Origin of the sequence: Methanolobus sp. WCC4 (genome assembly GCF_038022665.1) — an archaeon.
GTDB lineage: Archaea > Halobacteriota > Methanosarcinia > Methanosarcinales > Methanosarcinaceae > Methanolobus.
In genome coordinates this window covers 671,495-688,848 of record NZ_CP150629.1, presented here as the reverse complement: position 1 = coordinate 688,848, position 17,354 = coordinate 671,495, and the positions used below count along the sequence as shown (strand labels likewise).

The window sequence follows — 17,354 nt, the reverse complement described above, 5'->3', positions numbered from 1 at the left end:
TTATCCCTCTTGATCTGCGAGGGGGTTCTTGATGCCGTGTAACATCATGTTGGTGACACAGAGCAGGTGAGGAAGTGGCTTTTTCTCAACGCCGTGGATAGATTTTTGCAGGTTATCCTCATCCTCAACGGTTTCTACCTGCTTTTTCAGGTGTTCGATAGAAGAAGTGAGAAAACCTCCAGTTCCACAGGCAGGGTCAAGGATACTCTCACCTATCTTCGGGTCCGTCATCTACACCATGAACTCGGTCACAGCACGGGGTGTGTAGAACTCACCTGCATTTCCGGCACTTTGCAGGTCCTTGAGGATCTTCTCGTACACATCACCGAAAAGGTGCCGGTCCTTGGAACTGTTAAAGTCGATCTCATTGATCTTGTTGACAACCTGACGTATCAGAGTGCCGTTCTTCATGTAGTTGTATGAATCCTCAAAAACGTCGCGCACCACAAAACCGCGTGGGTCGGAATCAGGATTGAACTGAAGGTCTTTCAGAGTTTTGAAAAGGTCATTGTTCACAAGGTCAAGCAACTCTTCCCCGGTGATTCCCTCCGGGTTCTTTGCCCAGTTCCTCCACCTCAGATGCTCAGGGATAGGAGACTCGTAATCCTCCTCAATCAACTCATATTCTTCTTCCCTGTCATCGAATATCTTGAGGAACATCATCCATACGAGCTGGCTGATACGCTGTGCGTCTCCGTCCACACCCGCGTCTTTCCTCATTATGTCCTGTATGCTTTTGATAGTGGTACTAATTGACATCGTTTTACCTTCAACCTGCGGTTCCTGCTACATTAAGCTTCAGCCATGTATAATTGTGTTTCCATTTCCGAAACCGCATCAATGAAATTCTGCTTGCCACCAAACAGCTTGATGATCCCCATAGGCGTTCCAAGGTCGTTAAGCGGCTTCACCCTCAGAACATCCATATCCTCAAGATTCCTTATGCCCTCATCCGCATACTTATCCAGAAGAGCATTCAAAACAGCACGTGCATTTTCCCCGTATTTAGCAAAATAACCATTATTCCTGACATTATTCGCCCTATCCTTACGACTCAGTGGCGGCTGGTCAAACACAACATGACAGATAAGATCGAACGGGTCGTATTCCCTGCCGATCTCCTCTGCAAGGGCATCCAGCATCAAACCCTTATCTTCAAGCTCCTGAATTATTGCCATCTTCTTGCCGCTATCACTCCAGTATTGCAGGAACATATCAAGGGATTCGAATTCATCAAGCAGGGTCTTGCGTGTATAATCCTTGATCGATTCAGTGATAAGCTTCCCGTCAGTTCCATAATACTGAACCCTTTCAGCCACAATGGAAACTCCCACATCAGGAACCTTGTACGGTTTGATCTTATGGCCCGGTAAACTCGGTTTTAGAGGAACATCTGCCTTCCCCTCATAAATGTCAACAGGTTCCCCGTCAAAGTCAGGGTCTGCAAACAATTCCGTAGCCTTCTTGAAATCCATTATCGTAAAAAAGAGCTTCTCATATTCCTCATGGATACGAGTTCCCCTACCGATTATCTGCTTGAACTCGGTCATGGACTGGATTCTCTTATCAAGCACAATGAGTTTACAGGTCTGCACATCAACACCGGTGGTCAGGAGTTTTGATGTCGTGGCAATGACAGGATATTTGCATTCAGGCAGAGTGAAATTATCAAGTTCAGCTTTACCTTCCTTTTCATCACCTGTGATCCTCATCACATATTTAGTTTCATCCACAAGGTCGGGATTCTCATTAACAATAGCCTGTCTCATTCTTTCGGCGTGATCGATGTTCTCACAGAAAACAATGGTCTTATCATAACGATTGGTAGCTTTAAGGAACTCAGTGACCTTTCTGGCAACGATCTCAGTCCTTTTCTCGAGAACAACTTTGCGATCGAAATCCTTCTGGTTGTATATGCGGTCCTCAATTTCCCTGCCGTACTTATCCAGTTGCCCCCTTTCAGGTCTCCAGCCCTGCAGATCCTTGTCAAGGTCAATACGGATGACCTTATAGGGCGCGAGGAAACCATCTTCAATACCCTGTTTCAGTGAGTAGGTGTAAATCGGCTCTCCAAAATATTCAATGTTTGAAACGGTCTTCGTTTCCTTTGGTGTAGCCGTCATCCCTATCTGGGTTGCAGAATCAAAATACTCCAGAATCTCTCTCCATGCCGAATTCTCATCAGCACTGCCCCGGTGACACTCATCTACAACAATAAGGTCGAAGAAATCCTTTGAGAACTGCTTATAGATATTTTTCTCTTCTTCAGAGCCGGTAACAGCCTGATATAGGGACAGGTAGATCTCATAAGATGTGTCTACCTTCCGTTTATCTATTCTTGTCATTGCATTGCCAAAAGGCTTGAAATCCTTGTTTTTTGCCTGACTGGCAAGAACATCCCTGTCAACGAGGAAAAGAATTCTTTTTTTAACTTTGGATTTCCATAACCTCCAGATGATATGAAATGCTGTATACATCTTTCCAGTCCCAGTAGCCATCACAAGTAAAATACGGTTTTGACCTTTGGATATAGCTTCTATGGTCTTGTTTATTGCATTCACCTGATAGTATCGCGGACTTTTACCTGTGAGATCTGAATAGTAATCCTGATCTATCGAAGTATGTTCAATCTCATCGATACCTTTCCATTTACAATAAGACTCCCATAACTCTTCAGGCGAAGGGAAACTATCCAATGGAAGTTCTTTTTCTACAAGGTCAGAGTTTCCTGAATTGTCCCGAAAAAGAAAAGCATCACCGTTGGAACTAAAAGCAAAAGGTAACTCCATCATCTGAGTGTATTCAAGTGCCTGTTGCATCCCTTTTCCGACTTCATATTCATTTTTCTTAGCTTCAACAATAGCTAATGGGATGTTGGGCTTGTAGTAAAGAACATAATCAGCACGTTTTCTTGTTCCACGGGAAACTTTCTGGCCATCGACAATAACCCTTCCATCTGTCAGAAACACTTCTTCACGTACTTGAGTATGCAGATTCCACCCTGCTTTTTTGATTGCAGGAGTGATGTACTTAGTACAGATGTCTCTTTCACTGAGGCTTCTTTTGTCAATATCAGTCATTTTCCGTTCCCAAAAATATCGAGTACTTCATGAAATACTTCATACGTAAAAATGCAATTGGCATATAAAAAATTAATTAGTAGAGATTACCAAAAATAAAGATATATTAGCCTAAAACTCCTTAGACCATAATTCCACATACTGTTCGTAGATTTAAATACTGCCTTATTCACCATCGATAACTTCCCAATGGCCGCCTCTTGCTGGACCTACACGCCTGAGAAGACCTTTTTTCTTTAATTTGGCGACATTCATCTCTATCTTCCTCTGGGAGATGCCGACTGACCCGGATAACAATCTGGCAGAAATGAAAGGGTCTTCCAAAATAAGGTCAATAATCTTTCGTTGATTTGGTGTGAGATTTTCTCCGACCCTATCACCGACCTTTTCTCCGACCCTATCACCGACCTTTTCATGCAATGAATCTCTTGTTTCACTTTCAAGAACCTCAGATGTAGTCCTTTTGAAAGTTACGATGAACTGTGTGCCAACTTCTTCAAAGGTCGTTTCCGGCTCTGCATCCAAAATCTTACGGATGCCAGCACCCCATTTTTCGACCAGTCCGGCTTCATGAAAGATATCTGCAATCAGCTCATTCCTGCGCTCTGAGAACATTCCAGAACGAATCAATTCAACTGACAATCCACCATAGAGGCGCCCTTTATTCCTTATCTCAACCCTGTCTTTGAATATTGCCACATTAACAGAATCATACTCGAAATAATCCCTGTGACAGAAAGCATTGACAATAGCCTCTCTCAGTGCGTACTTTTCAATTTCCGGAACATCGACACGTTTCATACCATCAAGTCCCATGCCCACATGGATATTTGAAAGCACATACTTCTCAGCCTGTTCTATCAGGTAAAACAGATTCCCGGAAAAGTCCTGCATATCAACAATAAGAGACGTATCTTCCCTTGCAAAAACAGCACATCTCAACCTTGCGTTAGGAAAAAGATCCTCAGGAGATTTTCCAAAAAGAATGACTGCCGCATTAGTAGGCTTGCCATCTGAAAGAAGTTTCAGTTTGTTCATAGAACCGTACAGGTCATCATTGTACAGCCTTCCAGCACCTTTCATAAAAGAAATGAACTTCTCATCACTTATGTCATCCAGAGTAGCATCCTTGCAAACTTCAGTATCCCAGCGCAACTTGTTCCGATTCTTTTCCAGTATCATATTCTCAAGTTCATGGATACTAAGACGTCTGTCTTCATCTGCAACTCTTACATAAGCCCTGCCATAAGCAAAATATGGCACATTTGAGCCTGAAAACTCCACAAGTATACACTTCTTGTCTTCAATTTCCACCTGATAGACAAAAGGATGAACTGAAGGCTCAATATTATCAGCTATAGCCCTTGATATGTCCCTTAATGTTTTTCTGCCGAGTTCCTGCCCCAGCACAGTTCCATCATCCTTTACACCAAAATAAATCTCTCCTTCCTGATGCTTGTTCAGCATAGCAACAATGGAGATAATAGCCTCTTTGAGCTCAGAGGTCGATCTTTTCAACTCAAGAATCTCACTTTCCTTTAATGGAAGAGTGTAATCAAGTTCTTTCTCGCGTATTACAAAATCAGAAGCCATAATTGATAACTCACCAACGAACATTAACCCATAGAAAAAATATGAGTTGTAATTCATAGCTCCCCTGCGGTATAAAAATTTACTGATTAAGTCCCATATTTATTAGTTTTACAATAATCTAAAAAATAGAACGCCACGTAAGAAAATGATACATTTGTAATTGCATTCCGCCCACACAACAAGAAGTATTAAATAAAAACTCGATATCTTCTTATCAAACTACCATCTGCCAGCTACCAAGGCAGACACCAATAATCAATTGCAGTGAAAGGGAAAAAGTCACATGCTCACAAAAAGGATCATACCATGTCTTGATGTTACGCTCGATGAGGAAGGCGGAACTGTTGTCAAGGGAATAGAATTCGTAGACCTGAGAAAGGCAGGGGACCCTGTGGAACTCGCCAAGCAGTATAACGAACAGGGTGCAGATGAACTTGTATTCCTTGACATAACCGCATCCCATGAGGGCAGAGGGACAATGGTAAAGGTCATCGAGAGGACCGCAGACGAGGTTTTCATCCCCCTCACTGTTGGCGGCGGTATCAACTCCATCGAGGACATACGCCAGATACTTAGAGCAGGAGCGGACAAGGTTTCCATAAACACTGCTGCTGTTAAGAACCCTGAACTCATCAGGGAATCATCAGAGATATTCGGTGCCCAGTGCATCGTCACAGCCATCGACTGCAAAAGGAACCTTGACGTGGAGAACAATCCTGACAAGACAATCCTTGAACTTGAGGACGGCACACCTGCATGGTACGAGGTCGTTATCTACGGTGGCAGGCAGCCAACAGGCCTGGATGCAGTTCAGTGGGCAAAGAAGGTAGAGGAACTCGGTTCCGGTGAGATACTGCTCACCAGCATGGACAGGGACGGAACCTATGACGGTTTTGACATCCCTATCACAAAGAAGCTCTCCGAGGAGCTTGAGATACCTATCATCGCATCAGGCGGTGTAGGCAATCCCGAACACATGTACGAGGGATTCACCAACGGAAAGGCCGATGCAGCGCTTGCAGCAAGCATATTCCACTTTGGCGAGTACACTGTAAAGGACGTCAAGGAACACCTCAGGAAAAAGGACATTCCTGTAAGGCTATAAGCCACCTGATCTCCATAGGAAGGGAAGGAAAATGGAAATATCCGAATTCCAGAAACGGATGTATGACCTCTACGCTCACAATGACAGGAGAAGAGGTGCAGCAGCCACCACTCTCTGGCTTGTGGAAGAGGTCGGCGAACTTGCAGAGGCCGTCCGCAGGGAGGACATGGATAACCTTAGAGAAGAGCTTGCAGACTGTTTTGCATGGATAGGTGCAATTGCAAACCTCTATGATATAGACCTTGAAGCTGCTTTTCTGGAAAAGTATCCTGACATGTGTCCCACATGTAAGAAGAATCCGTGCATCTGTACGGATTGATATCCTATCCCATTTTTACTTTTTTCACTAAATTTGTGTATATACAAATTAATTAATAATGTATAAATAATATCCTCGCTTCTATTCATCCGGGGATATAATGATACAGAAACGTTCAGTTTATTCTTTCCTCATTTTGCTGATCATCCTGTTCTCAGCAGCATCCAGCGGATGCCTGCGTGAGTTCGAGGAACCGGATGCACAATTGGGGATCAGGGACATCGAGATGGCAGCGGATAGTGTCAAAAGCACCTATGTCTGGCTCAATGTCACAACATATGTAGAGAACTGGGGAGCTGACAGCGATGGCAATGCAACGATCATGCTGAAGGCTTTCAGCGAACAGACCGGATTGCTTGAACTGAAGCAGGAAGCAGATGTCGGACCGATAAAGGAGGATGAAACGAAGGCAATAAGCCAGATGATACGGCTTCCAAAAAGCGGAAGTTATCGTATCAGTACCACCATCGTAAATGAAGGCGAGATGGGATACGACCGCTGGATGACAATTTCCGGACTGGACAGGCTGCCAACGGACCAGCAGGAAACGGGTATCCAGATAGAGGGCATCGACTTCATAGCAAGGAAAGCAAGCTCCAGTGGCGTTGTCATCCAGAATGATATCTATCTCAAGAATGAAGGTGTTGATACCACTGAAGATTATCGCATACTTGTGAAGGCAAGGGAAATGGATGCAAGGCTCATTGCAGACAAGGAATGGACAAGTTCAGGAGAGATAGGACCCGAGGAGACCATCATCAGAGGTGTCAACCTCACCGTCCCTGACAACTACAATTACGTTGTGGAGGTCAGCATATGGGACGGGAACACCGTTGTCCAGACCGGTGAGGACTATGTGCAACTCAACCCTGAGAAAGTAATTGACAGGGACCAGCTGGTCCAGAACAAGAATGTCAATACTGCTGATTTTGTGGTGGAAGATGACTACGACTGGGCATATGAGGAATATGCTGAAGAGACCGCAGAAGAGGAAAGTCCGGGATTCACGGCAACATTCATGGCAATATCACTGCTAGCAGCACTATATATCATAAGGAGGAGATCACAATGAACGATGAGAAGAACATCGGGGAAACGAAAGAAGAAGAAGAAGTAACGGTTCCTCCGGAGACGGACACAAAGCCGGAGAAAGAGAAGAAGGAAAGGACAAGCGAGGATTATTTCAAGAGCGGAATGCTTCTGCTGGTAGGTATTGTCATCGCTCTTTCGACCCTACAGTTATACTTCTCTGTTGATGAGATAATATACACATGGTTCGAATACCAGTACAGGCCCATCTTCAGGTCACTGTACTACCTGTTCGTGATAGGTATCGGAATAATCATCCTCAAGAGGTACCTGCTGACAAAGGAAAAGAAGTGAAGATCTCCTTTTTTCACTTCAATTCTCTTTTTATCCTCACTTTTTAGGCTCTGTCGAAAAAAAGGTTAGGGGACGTATTTTTTATCTTGTGGGATCGTGCCGGCTTCGCCGGGTCCTCCGGAACGGTAAAGTTATCCATGACTTCTGATCAGTCAAACTTAAGATTCCCTGTACCCTTGTGTTCATTATGGTCTGCAAAAAATCATTGATTAACAAAGAACAATGCAACCACCCGCCTCAGGTGGCACGTTCCTTTGCTGCTATCCTGAAGACTATTGAACTAATACAGTTATTGAAAATTACTGAGTTCAAAGTCGCAATTAACAGAATTCTACAAAGAACTTTTTGTGCAACAGCACGCACTTAAAACCTGTCACCAATTACTTATTCAATTGAAAGATACTCCAATTGTTCTAATAAGAAAGAGAGGGGCCTTATGAAAGAACTACCTGAATGGTACTATAATGAACTCGTACAGATAGGAACCGATTACTCAAGTGAAGAAGAGGTTCAGAACTACGACAGGAAGATGAGAACTATCAGGAATATAGCCGAAGAGGCTGAGACCATGATAAAGCTCATTGACATCCAGCCGGAACACAGTATACTGGAGATAGGATGCGGGACCGGCGAATTCTCCATTGAGCTTTCAAAACACTGCGAACATGTCCTTGCATTGGATATTTCCCAGAGAATGCTTGACTTCGCCAGAGAGAAAGCAAAGACAAGAGGCAGGGATAACATTGAATTCGGCAGGGCAGGTTTCCTGACATTCGACCCGAAAGGAAAGAAGTTCGATGCGGTTGTTACCCAGCTTGTATTGCACCATCTTCCGGATTTCTGGAAACTCACCGCTTTGAGGAATATAAATTCCATGCTAAAGGATGGCGGCAGGTTCTACCTGAAGGACGTGGTATTCTCATCAGAAGTACCTGACTTCGATGCCTATTTCTCACAGATATTTGAGAATATGCCGCCTGAAGCCGGTGATGAGATCATCGATGAGATGAAACTTCACATAAAGGAAGAGTTCTCAACATTTGACCGGGGATTCACTCAACACCTGAACTGAAGGAGTAACTTATCACATCTTTAGGGCACGTATCAACACATTCCCCGCAGAGGATACATTCCGAATTCTCCATTTTCCCGTTGCTCACCATGGCATTGACATCAAGGCTCATGGGACAGATCTTGCTGCACTTCCTGCAGTTGATACAATCATCTTTATTCGCTTTGAGCCTCAGGGAAGGATACTTCAGGATGTTCCTTATCTTCCTTCCGATGACCATGAATGGTGCCATCCAGCAAATGTAGTGGCAGCCAGCCCTTTTGCCATATGCCAGTGAAAGAACCAACAGCACAGCTATCACCACATAATAGACAATGAACTTCAGCGGGCGGTCAATTGATACCACGTTCTCTGTGTGATAGAAGAAATTGACAGTATGCAGTCCTCCGGCAGAAGCAGCCAGAAATGCTATAATGAAGATCCAGACCGTCCATATCAGATATTTTATCAGGTCATACCTTCCACCCTTTGCATCTTTTCCGTTGACCTGTATCAATATTGACTGACATGCTCCTGAGGCACAGAACCATCCGCACCACAGCCTGCCAAATACAAGCGATGAAAGGAAAAGTAATGCAAAGACCACCATGCTTCCGGAGACTATTCCCTTTGATGCTGCATCAACGATAATATAGGGAGAGAAATAGAAGATAGTGAGCGGGAACATAAAGAACGAGATTATGAGAAGCAATTTCCTGAATTCCTGCCTGTTCAATTATACTCACCTGCCGTAACGAACTCCATGATATATTTTCAAGATATGTGGCATTGAATTTAAAACTGATAGATTAAAGGGGGCTTTTATATACTCTTACCTCATCTGAGCGATTATCATGCTTAAAACCCCTGAACTCTTAGCCCCTGCCGGGAACATGGAATCGCTCATAGCTGCCGTAGAGAACGGTGCAGATGCAGTATACCTCGGAGTAAAGGATTTCAGCGCAAGGGCATATGCAGGTAATTTCACCATGGAGGAATTCAGGGAAGCTATCGACTTCGCTCATCTGAGAGATGTGAAGGTCTATGTCACCCTGAACACCCTTATCAAGGATAATGAGATGGAGAAGGTACTTGAGCTCATGTACACCCTTGATGAACTGGGGACCGATGCCATCATAGTACAGGACATGGGATTGCTCTCACTTGCAAGGGAAATGGTTCCCACGCTCCCGGTACATGCAAGCACCCAGATGACAATACACAACACAGAGGGCATCAAGCTCCTGAAAGATATGGGTGTGAAGAGAATAGTTCTCGCAAGGGAACTCTCACTTGAAGATATCAGGAAAATTAAAGCCGAAACCGGAGCCGAGATAGAGGCATTCGTCCATGGAGCACTCTGTATTTGTTATTCCGGCCAGTGCCTCATGAGTAGTATGATAGGTGGAAGAAGCGGGAACCGTGGATACTGCGCCCAGCCATGCCGCAAGCAATACAGATTACTGAGAGATGGGAAGGAGATCAAGACAGAAGGAAGCTACCTCCTCAGTCCAAAAGACCTGAACACATCTGAGATACTGCCCAAACTCATAGAAGCAGGTATCGATTCATTCAAGATAGAAGGCCGTATGAAGCGCCCTGAATACGTTGCAGGGGTTGTGAGGATATACCGTCGCCTGATAGACAGGTTCGCAGCAGACCCTGATAACTATTCTGTGACCAGGGAAGAGAGAACCGAGCTTGAACAGCTTTTCAACCGTGAGTTCACAACCGGGTACTTCGAAGGCGACCCTGCCATTGACCTGATGAGCCAGGAAAGACCGCACAATCAGGGAATCATGGTCGGAGAAGTTACAGGATATAATAATAAGTTCAAAAGAATGGAGATCACACTTACCGGAGAACTTGAAGTAGGAGATGGTATTGGTTTTGAAGGCAAAGCTGACTCCGGTACGATAATCAGGGGAATCTACATCGGGAACATGCTGGAGAAAAAGGCAGACAAGGGAGATGTCATCACCATCAATTTCGATCAGCCACCAAAGAATGGCACTGTGGTTTACAGGACACTTGATGATTCCCTCATGAAAGAATTACAGGCTTCTTATAATTCCCCTTCACCCATACGCAGGGTCCCTGTCTCCATCGACCTGAAGGCACGCATCGGAGAGAAGATGGAACTCTCAGTTTCAGATAATGACAACAATACCACAACTGTGACCTCGGATTATGTTGTGGAGAGATCACAGAAGAGACCAACAACCCTTGATAATGTGGAAAAGCAACTTTCCAAGACAGGCAACACGGTCTTTGAACCTGCAGAGATGAACATTGACCTTTCTGATGATGCGTTCATACCAATAAAGGAACTGAACAACGCAAGGACCGAAGCACTGGCGGAACTTGAGACTAAGAGGATAGAAAGCTGGAGAAGACCATCTCACATCAGGGAAGGCGATAAGGATATTATCCCATCTGAAGAAGAAAAGGAACGACCGGTCCCGGAAGAGAGAACAAAGCTCTCTGTAAGTGTCAACAACCCTGATGCCCTCATGTCTGCGATCAAAGGCGGAGCAGATATCGTATACATAGACAGTGACTGGACCGGCCTTCGTAATGGAGGATGGAAACCTGCTCTTGCCATTGCTTCAGAAAAGAACGTTGCCGTTTACCTTCACACACCGGTCATCGTAAAGGATACGGAGATGAACAAAGTAAAGGAAACGATAGCGTTTGCAAAAGAGAACGATCTTGCAGGAATTGTAGTCGCCAATGCGGGTGTTCTCAAGATCCTCACCGACCAAAAAGATACAGAACTGAAGATCGTAACTGACAGTTCCATGAACGTGTTCAACAGACATACCCTTGAATTACTTATCACAAAAGGAGCGGACACAGTTACCCTGTCAACTGAGATGAATCTCGGACAGATCACTGAGATCACAAGGTATGGCAGATGCGAATACATCGTTCACGGCAACATACAGATAATGGAATCCGAACACTGCCTTATCGGAGGAGTCATGGGACAGAGAGATCATTCAGGCTTTAAGTGTGGTTCCCAGTGCAAAAGCGGCAGTTTTGAGATAGCGGATGAGAAAGGATTCGAATTCCCTGTTGAAACCGACCCGGACTGCAGGACACATATCTTCAATTCAAGGGAACTGTGCCTGCTGGATGACGTGCCACAGCTTATCAAAGCAGGTGTTTCAAGACTCAGGATAGATTCAAGGACACTTGAAGATGAGCGTGTCGGGATGGTCACCCGCGCTTACCGTACAGGAATAGATGCCTGTTATACCGGAAACACTAAACACCTCTGGCAGGGCAGCGACATTTGTGAATTCCACACAAGAGGACATTACCACAGGGGTGTACAATGAACGTATTCCTTTCGGCATCCATAAGAGGTGGCAGGCAAATGCTGTCCACCTATATAGAGATGTGTGAGTATATCCAGGAGAGCGGGCATCACGTACCCAGCTGGCATGTGGCCGACCCTGAACTTGAGAGGACGGAATCCCTGCTGAGCGAACAGGAGATATATGCACGTGATATGGAATTCCTTGAGAAGAGCGACTGTGTTATCGCAGAAGTGAGTACACCTTCCATAGGTGTTGGTTATGAGGTCTGCAGCGCACTTCACAGAAAGATGCCGGTACTCTGCCTGCATACTCCTGAAGCGAACGTCTCTGCGATGATACTGGGTGATGCAAGGATCATCTGCAGGGAATATGATTCCGCAGAGGTCATGAAGAAGGAAATTGATGCGTTCCTGAACTCTGCCAACAAACCTTAATTTTTTAGCAAGCATTAAATACTTATCATAACAATATAAAAATGGTGACTATGGTAACTGAAATTATAATCCTCATTGTAGCCATTATAGCTGCAATTGTCCTCTGGAAAGTGCTTAAGACTGTAAAGAATATGGTCATTAACACAATTGTCGGACTTATCGTACTTGTCCTGGCAAACCTTGTGCTGGGTCTGGAAATAGCTTATACATGGGTAGTAATACTGATCTGCGCGATCGCGGGAGTTGTAGGTGCACTGCTCATCATAGTGCTGAACTATCTAGGTATCGCTTTCTAAAGACGGGCTATTGCCCTGATCTGGTGGCGCCTGTGGGGTTTGCCACTGAACATTTTTTCTGAGACTATATCTTTCATCTCCATTATCTCAAATCCTGAAAGCAGGGATGATATCTCTTCCTGCGTGAAATAATGATATATGATACCGCTTTTCCTGCGGAATGTATCCTTTTCTATTGCTTCCCCGCCATATCTCATATCCTCAGTACCGAATACCTCCAGCACAAGGACGGCATTATCTGCCATAACCCTCTTGATCTCGCTTATTGCGGTCTTCCTTTCATCTTCCAGCAGGTGCTGGAGCACACCAAGACACAGGATAACATCAAAGGAATTATCAGAAAAGGGAAGCGAGGTTATACTAGAAACAAGGCACTCTGCCTGCGATTTGTTCTTAAAAAGATATGAACGAGCCCTGTGAACTGCGGTTGCTGACACGTCGGTGCCAATTGACTCGTATTTTTTTGAAAGCGGGAGAAGGAAACGACCGTTCCCGCAACCAAGATCAAGTACCCGGGATGATGGTGACACCAATCCCTCAAGCATTGATATCGACCGGGGACCGCCCCAGGTCACATGTTTGTATTCCTCTTCCCAGGCAAGGAAATGAGACTTTTCAGACCTGGCAGAATTATCGAAATTGCCAGATTTGCTGCCCGGGGAAGAACTATTATCCATGTTCAGGGTCTGTACTCTGCTGCTTCCCTGAAGCGCTGTGCGAGGAAGTCCTTCTCAAGTGATGAAAGGAACCATCCCGCCTTTGGACCTGATGGCTGTCCGAGCACGGACACATAGATCGCCTTGAAGAGTTCTTTTGGATTCACTTCAAGTGACTCAGGAGCTACGTCCATGGCAGCAGCGATCATCGTATTCAGTTCGGTGCCTGCTTCCTTTGATGAGTATACGAGGTTGTGATAGTCCTCACCGGTCAGTTCACCGCTCTTGTCCAGTATGGTTGAGAATGAACTGAGGAATGCTCTCTGGAAGTCATTGAGCTGTGCAGTGCTTACCGGAAGTTCTTCCTGAACACTGAACTTTGCATTGTCAGGAGCGAACATCTCAAGCCACTTGCCCACATTGTCGGCAAGCTCACGTATGCACTTCTCGTTGGAAACGTCATATCCGGCCCTTCCCACTATATTTAGGATCTTATCAAAGTCGCCTGCTGCAACCTGGTATATGGTTGTCATGTGTTTGAACGGGATATCTGTGTGACAGAGTCCTGCTGCATGTGAGAGCTCGATGATCCTCTTATCATATTCTGTTGCCTTGTCGCTTGAGTGAAGGCGCTCGAACTCGTCCACAAGTGTGAGAAGCGGCAGTGCAGGGTCGAACCTTATGTGCTTTTCAGGCTTTGTGCGTATGATAAGATAACGAAGTACCTCAGGAGGTACAACTTTCAACATGTCCGCAATGGAAACAACAACACCAGTAGATGATGACATTGCACCCTTCTGTCCGAGCATGATCCACTCATAGACGATTGGATGGGGAGCTTCGTATCCGAATATCTCTTCGGCGATGGCCACTCCGGTATCATAGGATCCACCCCTTGAAGCATGGTCCTTACCGAACGGTTCAACGGTCACGCCCAGTGCCTTCCACCTTGCAGGCCAGTCCACACGCCAGGTGAGCTTTCCGCCACCCTTCATTGGTACTGTGCCGCTGCTTCCGCATGAACATTCGTAATCAACGGTCTCGGCATCGATGTCAAATCCGGTCACTATGGTCGTATTGACCTTTCCACACTCATTGCATATAGGATTGAAAGGGTTCCATGTCTCTACCTGTGTCTTACCTGACCTCTTCTCAAGAATAGCTGCTATCTCGTCCTTCTTTAAAAGGGCCTGCTTGATAGCCTCTACATAGACACCTTCCTTGTACAGCTCATCCGCCCTGTACACCTTCGGGTGTATCCCGAGATGCTCGAGTGCTGCAAGGAAAGGCTCAAGGAAATGTTCGGAATAGTTCCTGTGCTCTCCGCAGGGACATGGTATCTCAGAAAGGGGTTTTCCTACGTGCTCTTCATAGCTGTCATCCAGAAAAGGATAGACCTTCCTTAAAGGGTCATAGGTATCTGCGATGTAGATGAACTCAGCCTCTGCACCTTTGTCGACAAGGGCCCTGTATGCTGCATCTGCAGTTACGACCTCGCGCATGTTACCAATATGAATGTGACCTGAGGGTGTGATACCTGTTGCAACAAGATGCTTCTTACCCTTTGCAAGCACCTCATCTGCCACGACATCTGCCCAGTGTGTAATCTCTGCCATAATTTCACCGATATATGATATGATAAGTGTAAGATCCGGAAGACTCCGGAGTCAGTAACCTTAGATAATTGTTCCTATTATAACCTTTGCTTATGAGAATATGTCATCGATAATTATCCGGAAATTATCGGGAATTCTGCGAGGAAAACTGTCCTTTCAGGACACAGAATTACCTCATATAATTACAATACGAAAGCTATTAATAAGCAGCCATTCCTCATAGAAATATGACCCGAATTACCAATATCATGCACACTGTTCCATTAAGCACGTCGCAGGACATCTTTAACATGAAGAACCAGCGCGACCCGCAGAGCAATGAGTTACTGCCTTTCCTTGCGATCCATGGTAATCACGCGACCATGAACGATGATGTTGTAGTATATGATGAAGAAGGTGTGAACCAGGTATATACAAAAAAGGTCATGTCCCACAGAAAGAAAGAGTGAGAGCTAAAAGACTACCAGTAGGTCTTGAAGTTCAGAAGTTCCTCTATCAGGTCCCAGTCCCTGTCAAAGAAACTGTAGTCCTTTATGACATGTCCGTTGTAACTGACAGTGTCAATGTAACCGTACCAGTAGACTATCATTCCGGTACCGTATAACTCCTCATATTCCCTGAACTGTTTTTTGATGTAATAGTCGTGCTCTTTCTCATCACCGAAGAGAGCCTTGCTCTCTATCCATGATACTTTAACACCATCAACATCAAGTTCCTCGTTCAGCAGGAAATCCGGGGTCTTTGTGAATCCCTCATCCCGCAGGTCGTTCTCAGACCTGTAAGTAAGTTCCTGTTCACTTATCCACTCAGCAAGGATGTACTCACCCATCTCGCCTTTCTCAGCATGTAACTCGTGTGCCCGGGGAGAGAAGAAAAAGTCTGAATCCATGGCTTCGATAACTTCCCTTTTCAGGCGACCCTCCGGCTGGGAATCAAGATTCCTGATGAATCCTTTCTTGGGAATATCCATCTCCTTAAGGAGCATGGAGACCATAAGGGTTGGAGGAATGTCATTCTTCTTGGCAATGGAAACTATGCTCTTGCCCTTCTTCCACTGCTTCAGATGTCTTGGGCCCTTGTTCTTGACCCTGGAGAAGTTCTTCTTGACCTTTGTAACGACCTTCTGGTTCAGTATCGAATGAATGGTACCGATGGGTTGTGAGAACTGTTCAGCCAGTCTTCTTACGTCATCGACATCATCAAGGCTTGCGTATATCTCATTATAGGTTTCAACATCCATTCTCATTCAGATCCTTAAGAATACATTCATTACATCGGTCCCTGCCACAGTAGGCCTTTGAATATTCAACTATGAGAGCATGGTATTCCTTATAGATACCGACGTCTTCAGGGAGTTGTTCTTCGAACATCCTCTGTAGCTGCATATAATTCCCTTCAATGCCGATACACTTCATCATCCGGGTGGTGTAGGCATCGATCACGAACTTCGGTTTGTCAGCTGCGTAAAGAACGATACTGTCTGCAGTCTCGTTCCCGACACCTTTGAGAGATAACATGGTCCTGCGAAGTTCATCTACAGGCATCGAGAAAACCTGCTCCATGCCCTGCTCCGCAAAAAAACCAGCCATTCCTTTCAGGCGGGAAGCCTTCTGACGATAGAAACCGCAACATCTCACGAGTCCTTCAAGCAGTTCGATGTCAGCACTGGCAAGTGACCCGACCTCCAGCAGATCATGTTCTTTCAGGCCATTTATCGCCTTCTCGACATTGGTCCATTTTGTCTGCTGGGTGAGCATGGCACCCACAATGACCTCAAAAGCTGAATCAGCAGGCCACCAGTATTGTGGTCCGAGTTCATCCAGCAGCAGGTCATATACTCTGCAAAGTATCCCGCATCTCATATATCGTAAATATTAAGGAGGGCATCAGAAGTATATCAGGAATAGCAATGGGACTATTTCCAGAACTTCTCCTCATAGTCCTCAGGAAGGTCCAGGTCCATCACTTCATCAAGTGACTTTCTTTTCCTTGCATCCTTATCCTTTTCTTCATCACTGCTCTTTGCTTCGATCACCGTGGTGTTCTTATCATTGACCACGACCTCTTCCTGGGTCACAGGAGCAAGCTGTTCCAGCACTTCAGGAACCGGTTTTCCCACACGCGCCTCGATATAGGATTCACTGGTCCTGGCCACAGGTTCGGATACAGGTGCTGGTTCCATTACAGTTTCAGGTCTGGTCTCAGCTACAGGAACTTCCCTTTTAAGATGTTCCCTTACTGAAGCAGCCGTGCTTGTGTCGGGCCATGGTCTCCTTTCACGGGGCTCTTTTTTCTCAAGCTTTTTGCGTGTGTTCTCAACATAGGTGTCTTCCAGGGACACTGACCTGGAAAGCTCTTTGTGGGTTGATCGATACCCGATGACACATTGTTCGTCCCCCGTACGCCACTCCAATATGTACAGGTGGCATTCTTTCTTCTTACACTGGGAAACTCCGTCCCTGGGGCAAACATCGGGTAAAGTCATGATCAGTCCT

General features: G+C 45.4%; 17 protein-coding genes and 1 pseudogene. 9 read left to right on the top strand and 9 right to left on the bottom strand.

Going from position 1 to position 17,354, the window contains the following annotated elements:
* The 3 genes and pseudogenes from V7O63_RS03445 to V7O63_RS03435 form a co-directional block, all read right to left on the bottom strand.
* A pseudogene (locus V7O63_RS03445) lies at positions 1-759 on the bottom strand (class I SAM-dependent DNA methyltransferase).
* A 32-nt stretch (positions 760-791) separates the two neighbouring features.
* Positions 792-3,080, bottom strand: a complete 2,289-nt coding sequence (locus V7O63_RS03440; RefSeq protein WP_340820128.1) for a DEAD/DEAH box helicase family protein — start codon at positions 3,078-3,080, stop codon at positions 792-794.
* 165 nt (positions 3,081-3,245) lie between these two features.
* On the bottom strand, positions 3,246-4,673 hold the full coding sequence (locus tag V7O63_RS03435) for an RNA-binding domain-containing protein (protein WP_340820127.1): 1,428 nt from the start codon (positions 4,671-4,673) through the stop codon (positions 3,246-3,248).
* A gap of 283 nt (positions 4,674-4,956) precedes the next feature.
* Here V7O63_RS03435 and hisF point away from each other — a divergent pair, with 283 nt between their 5' ends.
* The 5 genes from hisF (at position 4,957) to V7O63_RS03410 (ending at position 8,552) form a co-directional block, all read left to right on the top strand.
* Positions 4,957-5,778 (top strand): imidazole glycerol phosphate synthase subunit HisF, encoded by an 822-nt coding sequence (gene hisF, locus V7O63_RS03430; RefSeq protein ID WP_340820126.1) that lies wholly within the window; start codon positions 4,957-4,959, stop codon positions 5,776-5,778.
* A gap of 31 nt (positions 5,779-5,809) precedes the next feature.
* Positions 5,810-6,097 (top strand): MazG nucleotide pyrophosphohydrolase domain-containing protein, encoded by a 288-nt coding sequence (locus V7O63_RS03425; RefSeq protein WP_340820125.1) that lies wholly within the window; start codon positions 5,810-5,812, stop codon positions 6,095-6,097.
* Between the two features lie 100 nt (positions 6,098-6,197).
* A complete protein-coding gene (locus V7O63_RS03420) occupies positions 6,198-7,169 on the top strand; it encodes a hypothetical protein (protein WP_340820124.1) in 972 nt (323 codons plus the stop codon).
* Positions 7,166-7,480, top strand: coding sequence for a hypothetical protein (locus V7O63_RS03415; RefSeq protein ID WP_340820123.1), 315 nt, complete (start codon positions 7,166-7,168; stop codon positions 7,478-7,480). The genes V7O63_RS03420 and V7O63_RS03415 overlap by 4 nt, the downstream gene beginning before the upstream one ends.
* A 436-nt stretch (positions 7,481-7,916) precedes the next feature.
* Positions 7,917-8,552, top strand: a complete 636-nt coding sequence (locus V7O63_RS03410; protein WP_340820122.1) for a class I SAM-dependent methyltransferase — start codon at positions 7,917-7,919, stop codon at positions 8,550-8,552.
* Here the strand turns inward: V7O63_RS03410 and V7O63_RS03405 are convergent.
* On the bottom strand, positions 8,533-9,267 hold the full coding sequence (locus tag V7O63_RS03405; RefSeq protein ID WP_340820121.1) for a 4Fe-4S binding protein: 735 nt from the start codon (positions 9,265-9,267) through the stop codon (positions 8,533-8,535). The two genes, V7O63_RS03410 and V7O63_RS03405, sit on opposite strands and share 20 nt — an antisense overlap.
* 118 nt (positions 9,268-9,385) lie before the next feature.
* Between V7O63_RS03405 and V7O63_RS03400 the strand changes: the two genes are divergently transcribed.
* From V7O63_RS03400 to V7O63_RS03390, 3 genes are read left to right on the top strand one after another with little or no spacing between them, the layout of a single operon-like run.
* Positions 9,386-11,875, top strand: coding sequence for a DUF3656 domain-containing protein (locus V7O63_RS03400; RefSeq protein WP_340820120.1), 2,490 nt, complete (start codon positions 9,386-9,388; stop codon positions 11,873-11,875).
* Positions 11,872-12,291: a nucleoside 2-deoxyribosyltransferase gene (locus V7O63_RS03395; RefSeq protein ID WP_340820119.1), complete on the top strand. Its 420-nt coding sequence runs from the start codon at positions 11,872-11,874 to the stop codon at positions 12,289-12,291. Before V7O63_RS03400 ends, V7O63_RS03395 begins: the two co-directional genes overlap by 4 nt.
* 50 nt (positions 12,292-12,341) lie before the next feature.
* Positions 12,342-12,587, top strand: a complete 246-nt coding sequence (locus V7O63_RS03390; protein ID WP_340820118.1) for a pro-sigmaK processing inhibitor BofA family protein — start codon at positions 12,342-12,344, stop codon at positions 12,585-12,587.
* Here the strand turns inward: V7O63_RS03390 and V7O63_RS03385 are convergent.
* Together V7O63_RS03385 and lysS are read right to left on the bottom strand one after the other, a co-directional pair.
* Entirely contained in the window at positions 12,584-13,264 is a 681-nt protein-coding gene (locus tag V7O63_RS03385) for a class I SAM-dependent methyltransferase (protein WP_340820117.1), read from the bottom strand. The genes V7O63_RS03390 and V7O63_RS03385 overlap by 4 nt on opposite strands.
* A 2-nt stretch (positions 13,265-13,266) precedes the next feature.
* Positions 13,267-14,859, bottom strand: a complete 1,593-nt coding sequence (gene lysS, locus V7O63_RS03380) for a lysine--tRNA ligase (protein WP_340820116.1) — start codon at positions 14,857-14,859, stop codon at positions 13,267-13,269.
* 227 nt (positions 14,860-15,086) lie between these two features.
* Here lysS and V7O63_RS03375 point away from each other — a divergent pair, with 227 nt between their 5' ends.
* Entirely contained in the window at positions 15,087-15,308 is a 222-nt protein-coding gene (locus tag V7O63_RS03375) for a hypothetical protein (protein ID WP_340820115.1), read from the top strand.
* Positions 15,309-15,319: 11 nt separating this feature from the next.
* Here the strand turns inward: V7O63_RS03375 and V7O63_RS03370 are convergent, their stop codons facing one another.
* From V7O63_RS03370 to V7O63_RS03360, 3 genes are read right to left on the bottom strand one after another with little or no spacing between them, the layout of a single operon-like run.
* Complete coding sequence (locus V7O63_RS03370; protein WP_340820114.1) at positions 15,320-16,105, bottom strand: C15orf41 family protein; 786 nt, start codon at positions 16,103-16,105, stop codon at positions 15,320-15,322.
* Entirely contained in the window at positions 16,089-16,721 is a 633-nt protein-coding gene (locus V7O63_RS03365; protein WP_340820113.1) for an endonuclease, read from the bottom strand. Before V7O63_RS03365 ends, V7O63_RS03370 begins: the two co-directional genes overlap by 17 nt.
* A 53-nt stretch (positions 16,722-16,774) precedes the next feature.
* Positions 16,775-17,344 (bottom strand): hypothetical protein, encoded by a 570-nt coding sequence (locus V7O63_RS03360; protein ID WP_340820112.1) that lies wholly within the window; start codon positions 17,342-17,344, stop codon positions 16,775-16,777.
* Positions 17,345-17,354: the final 10 nt, after the last annotated feature.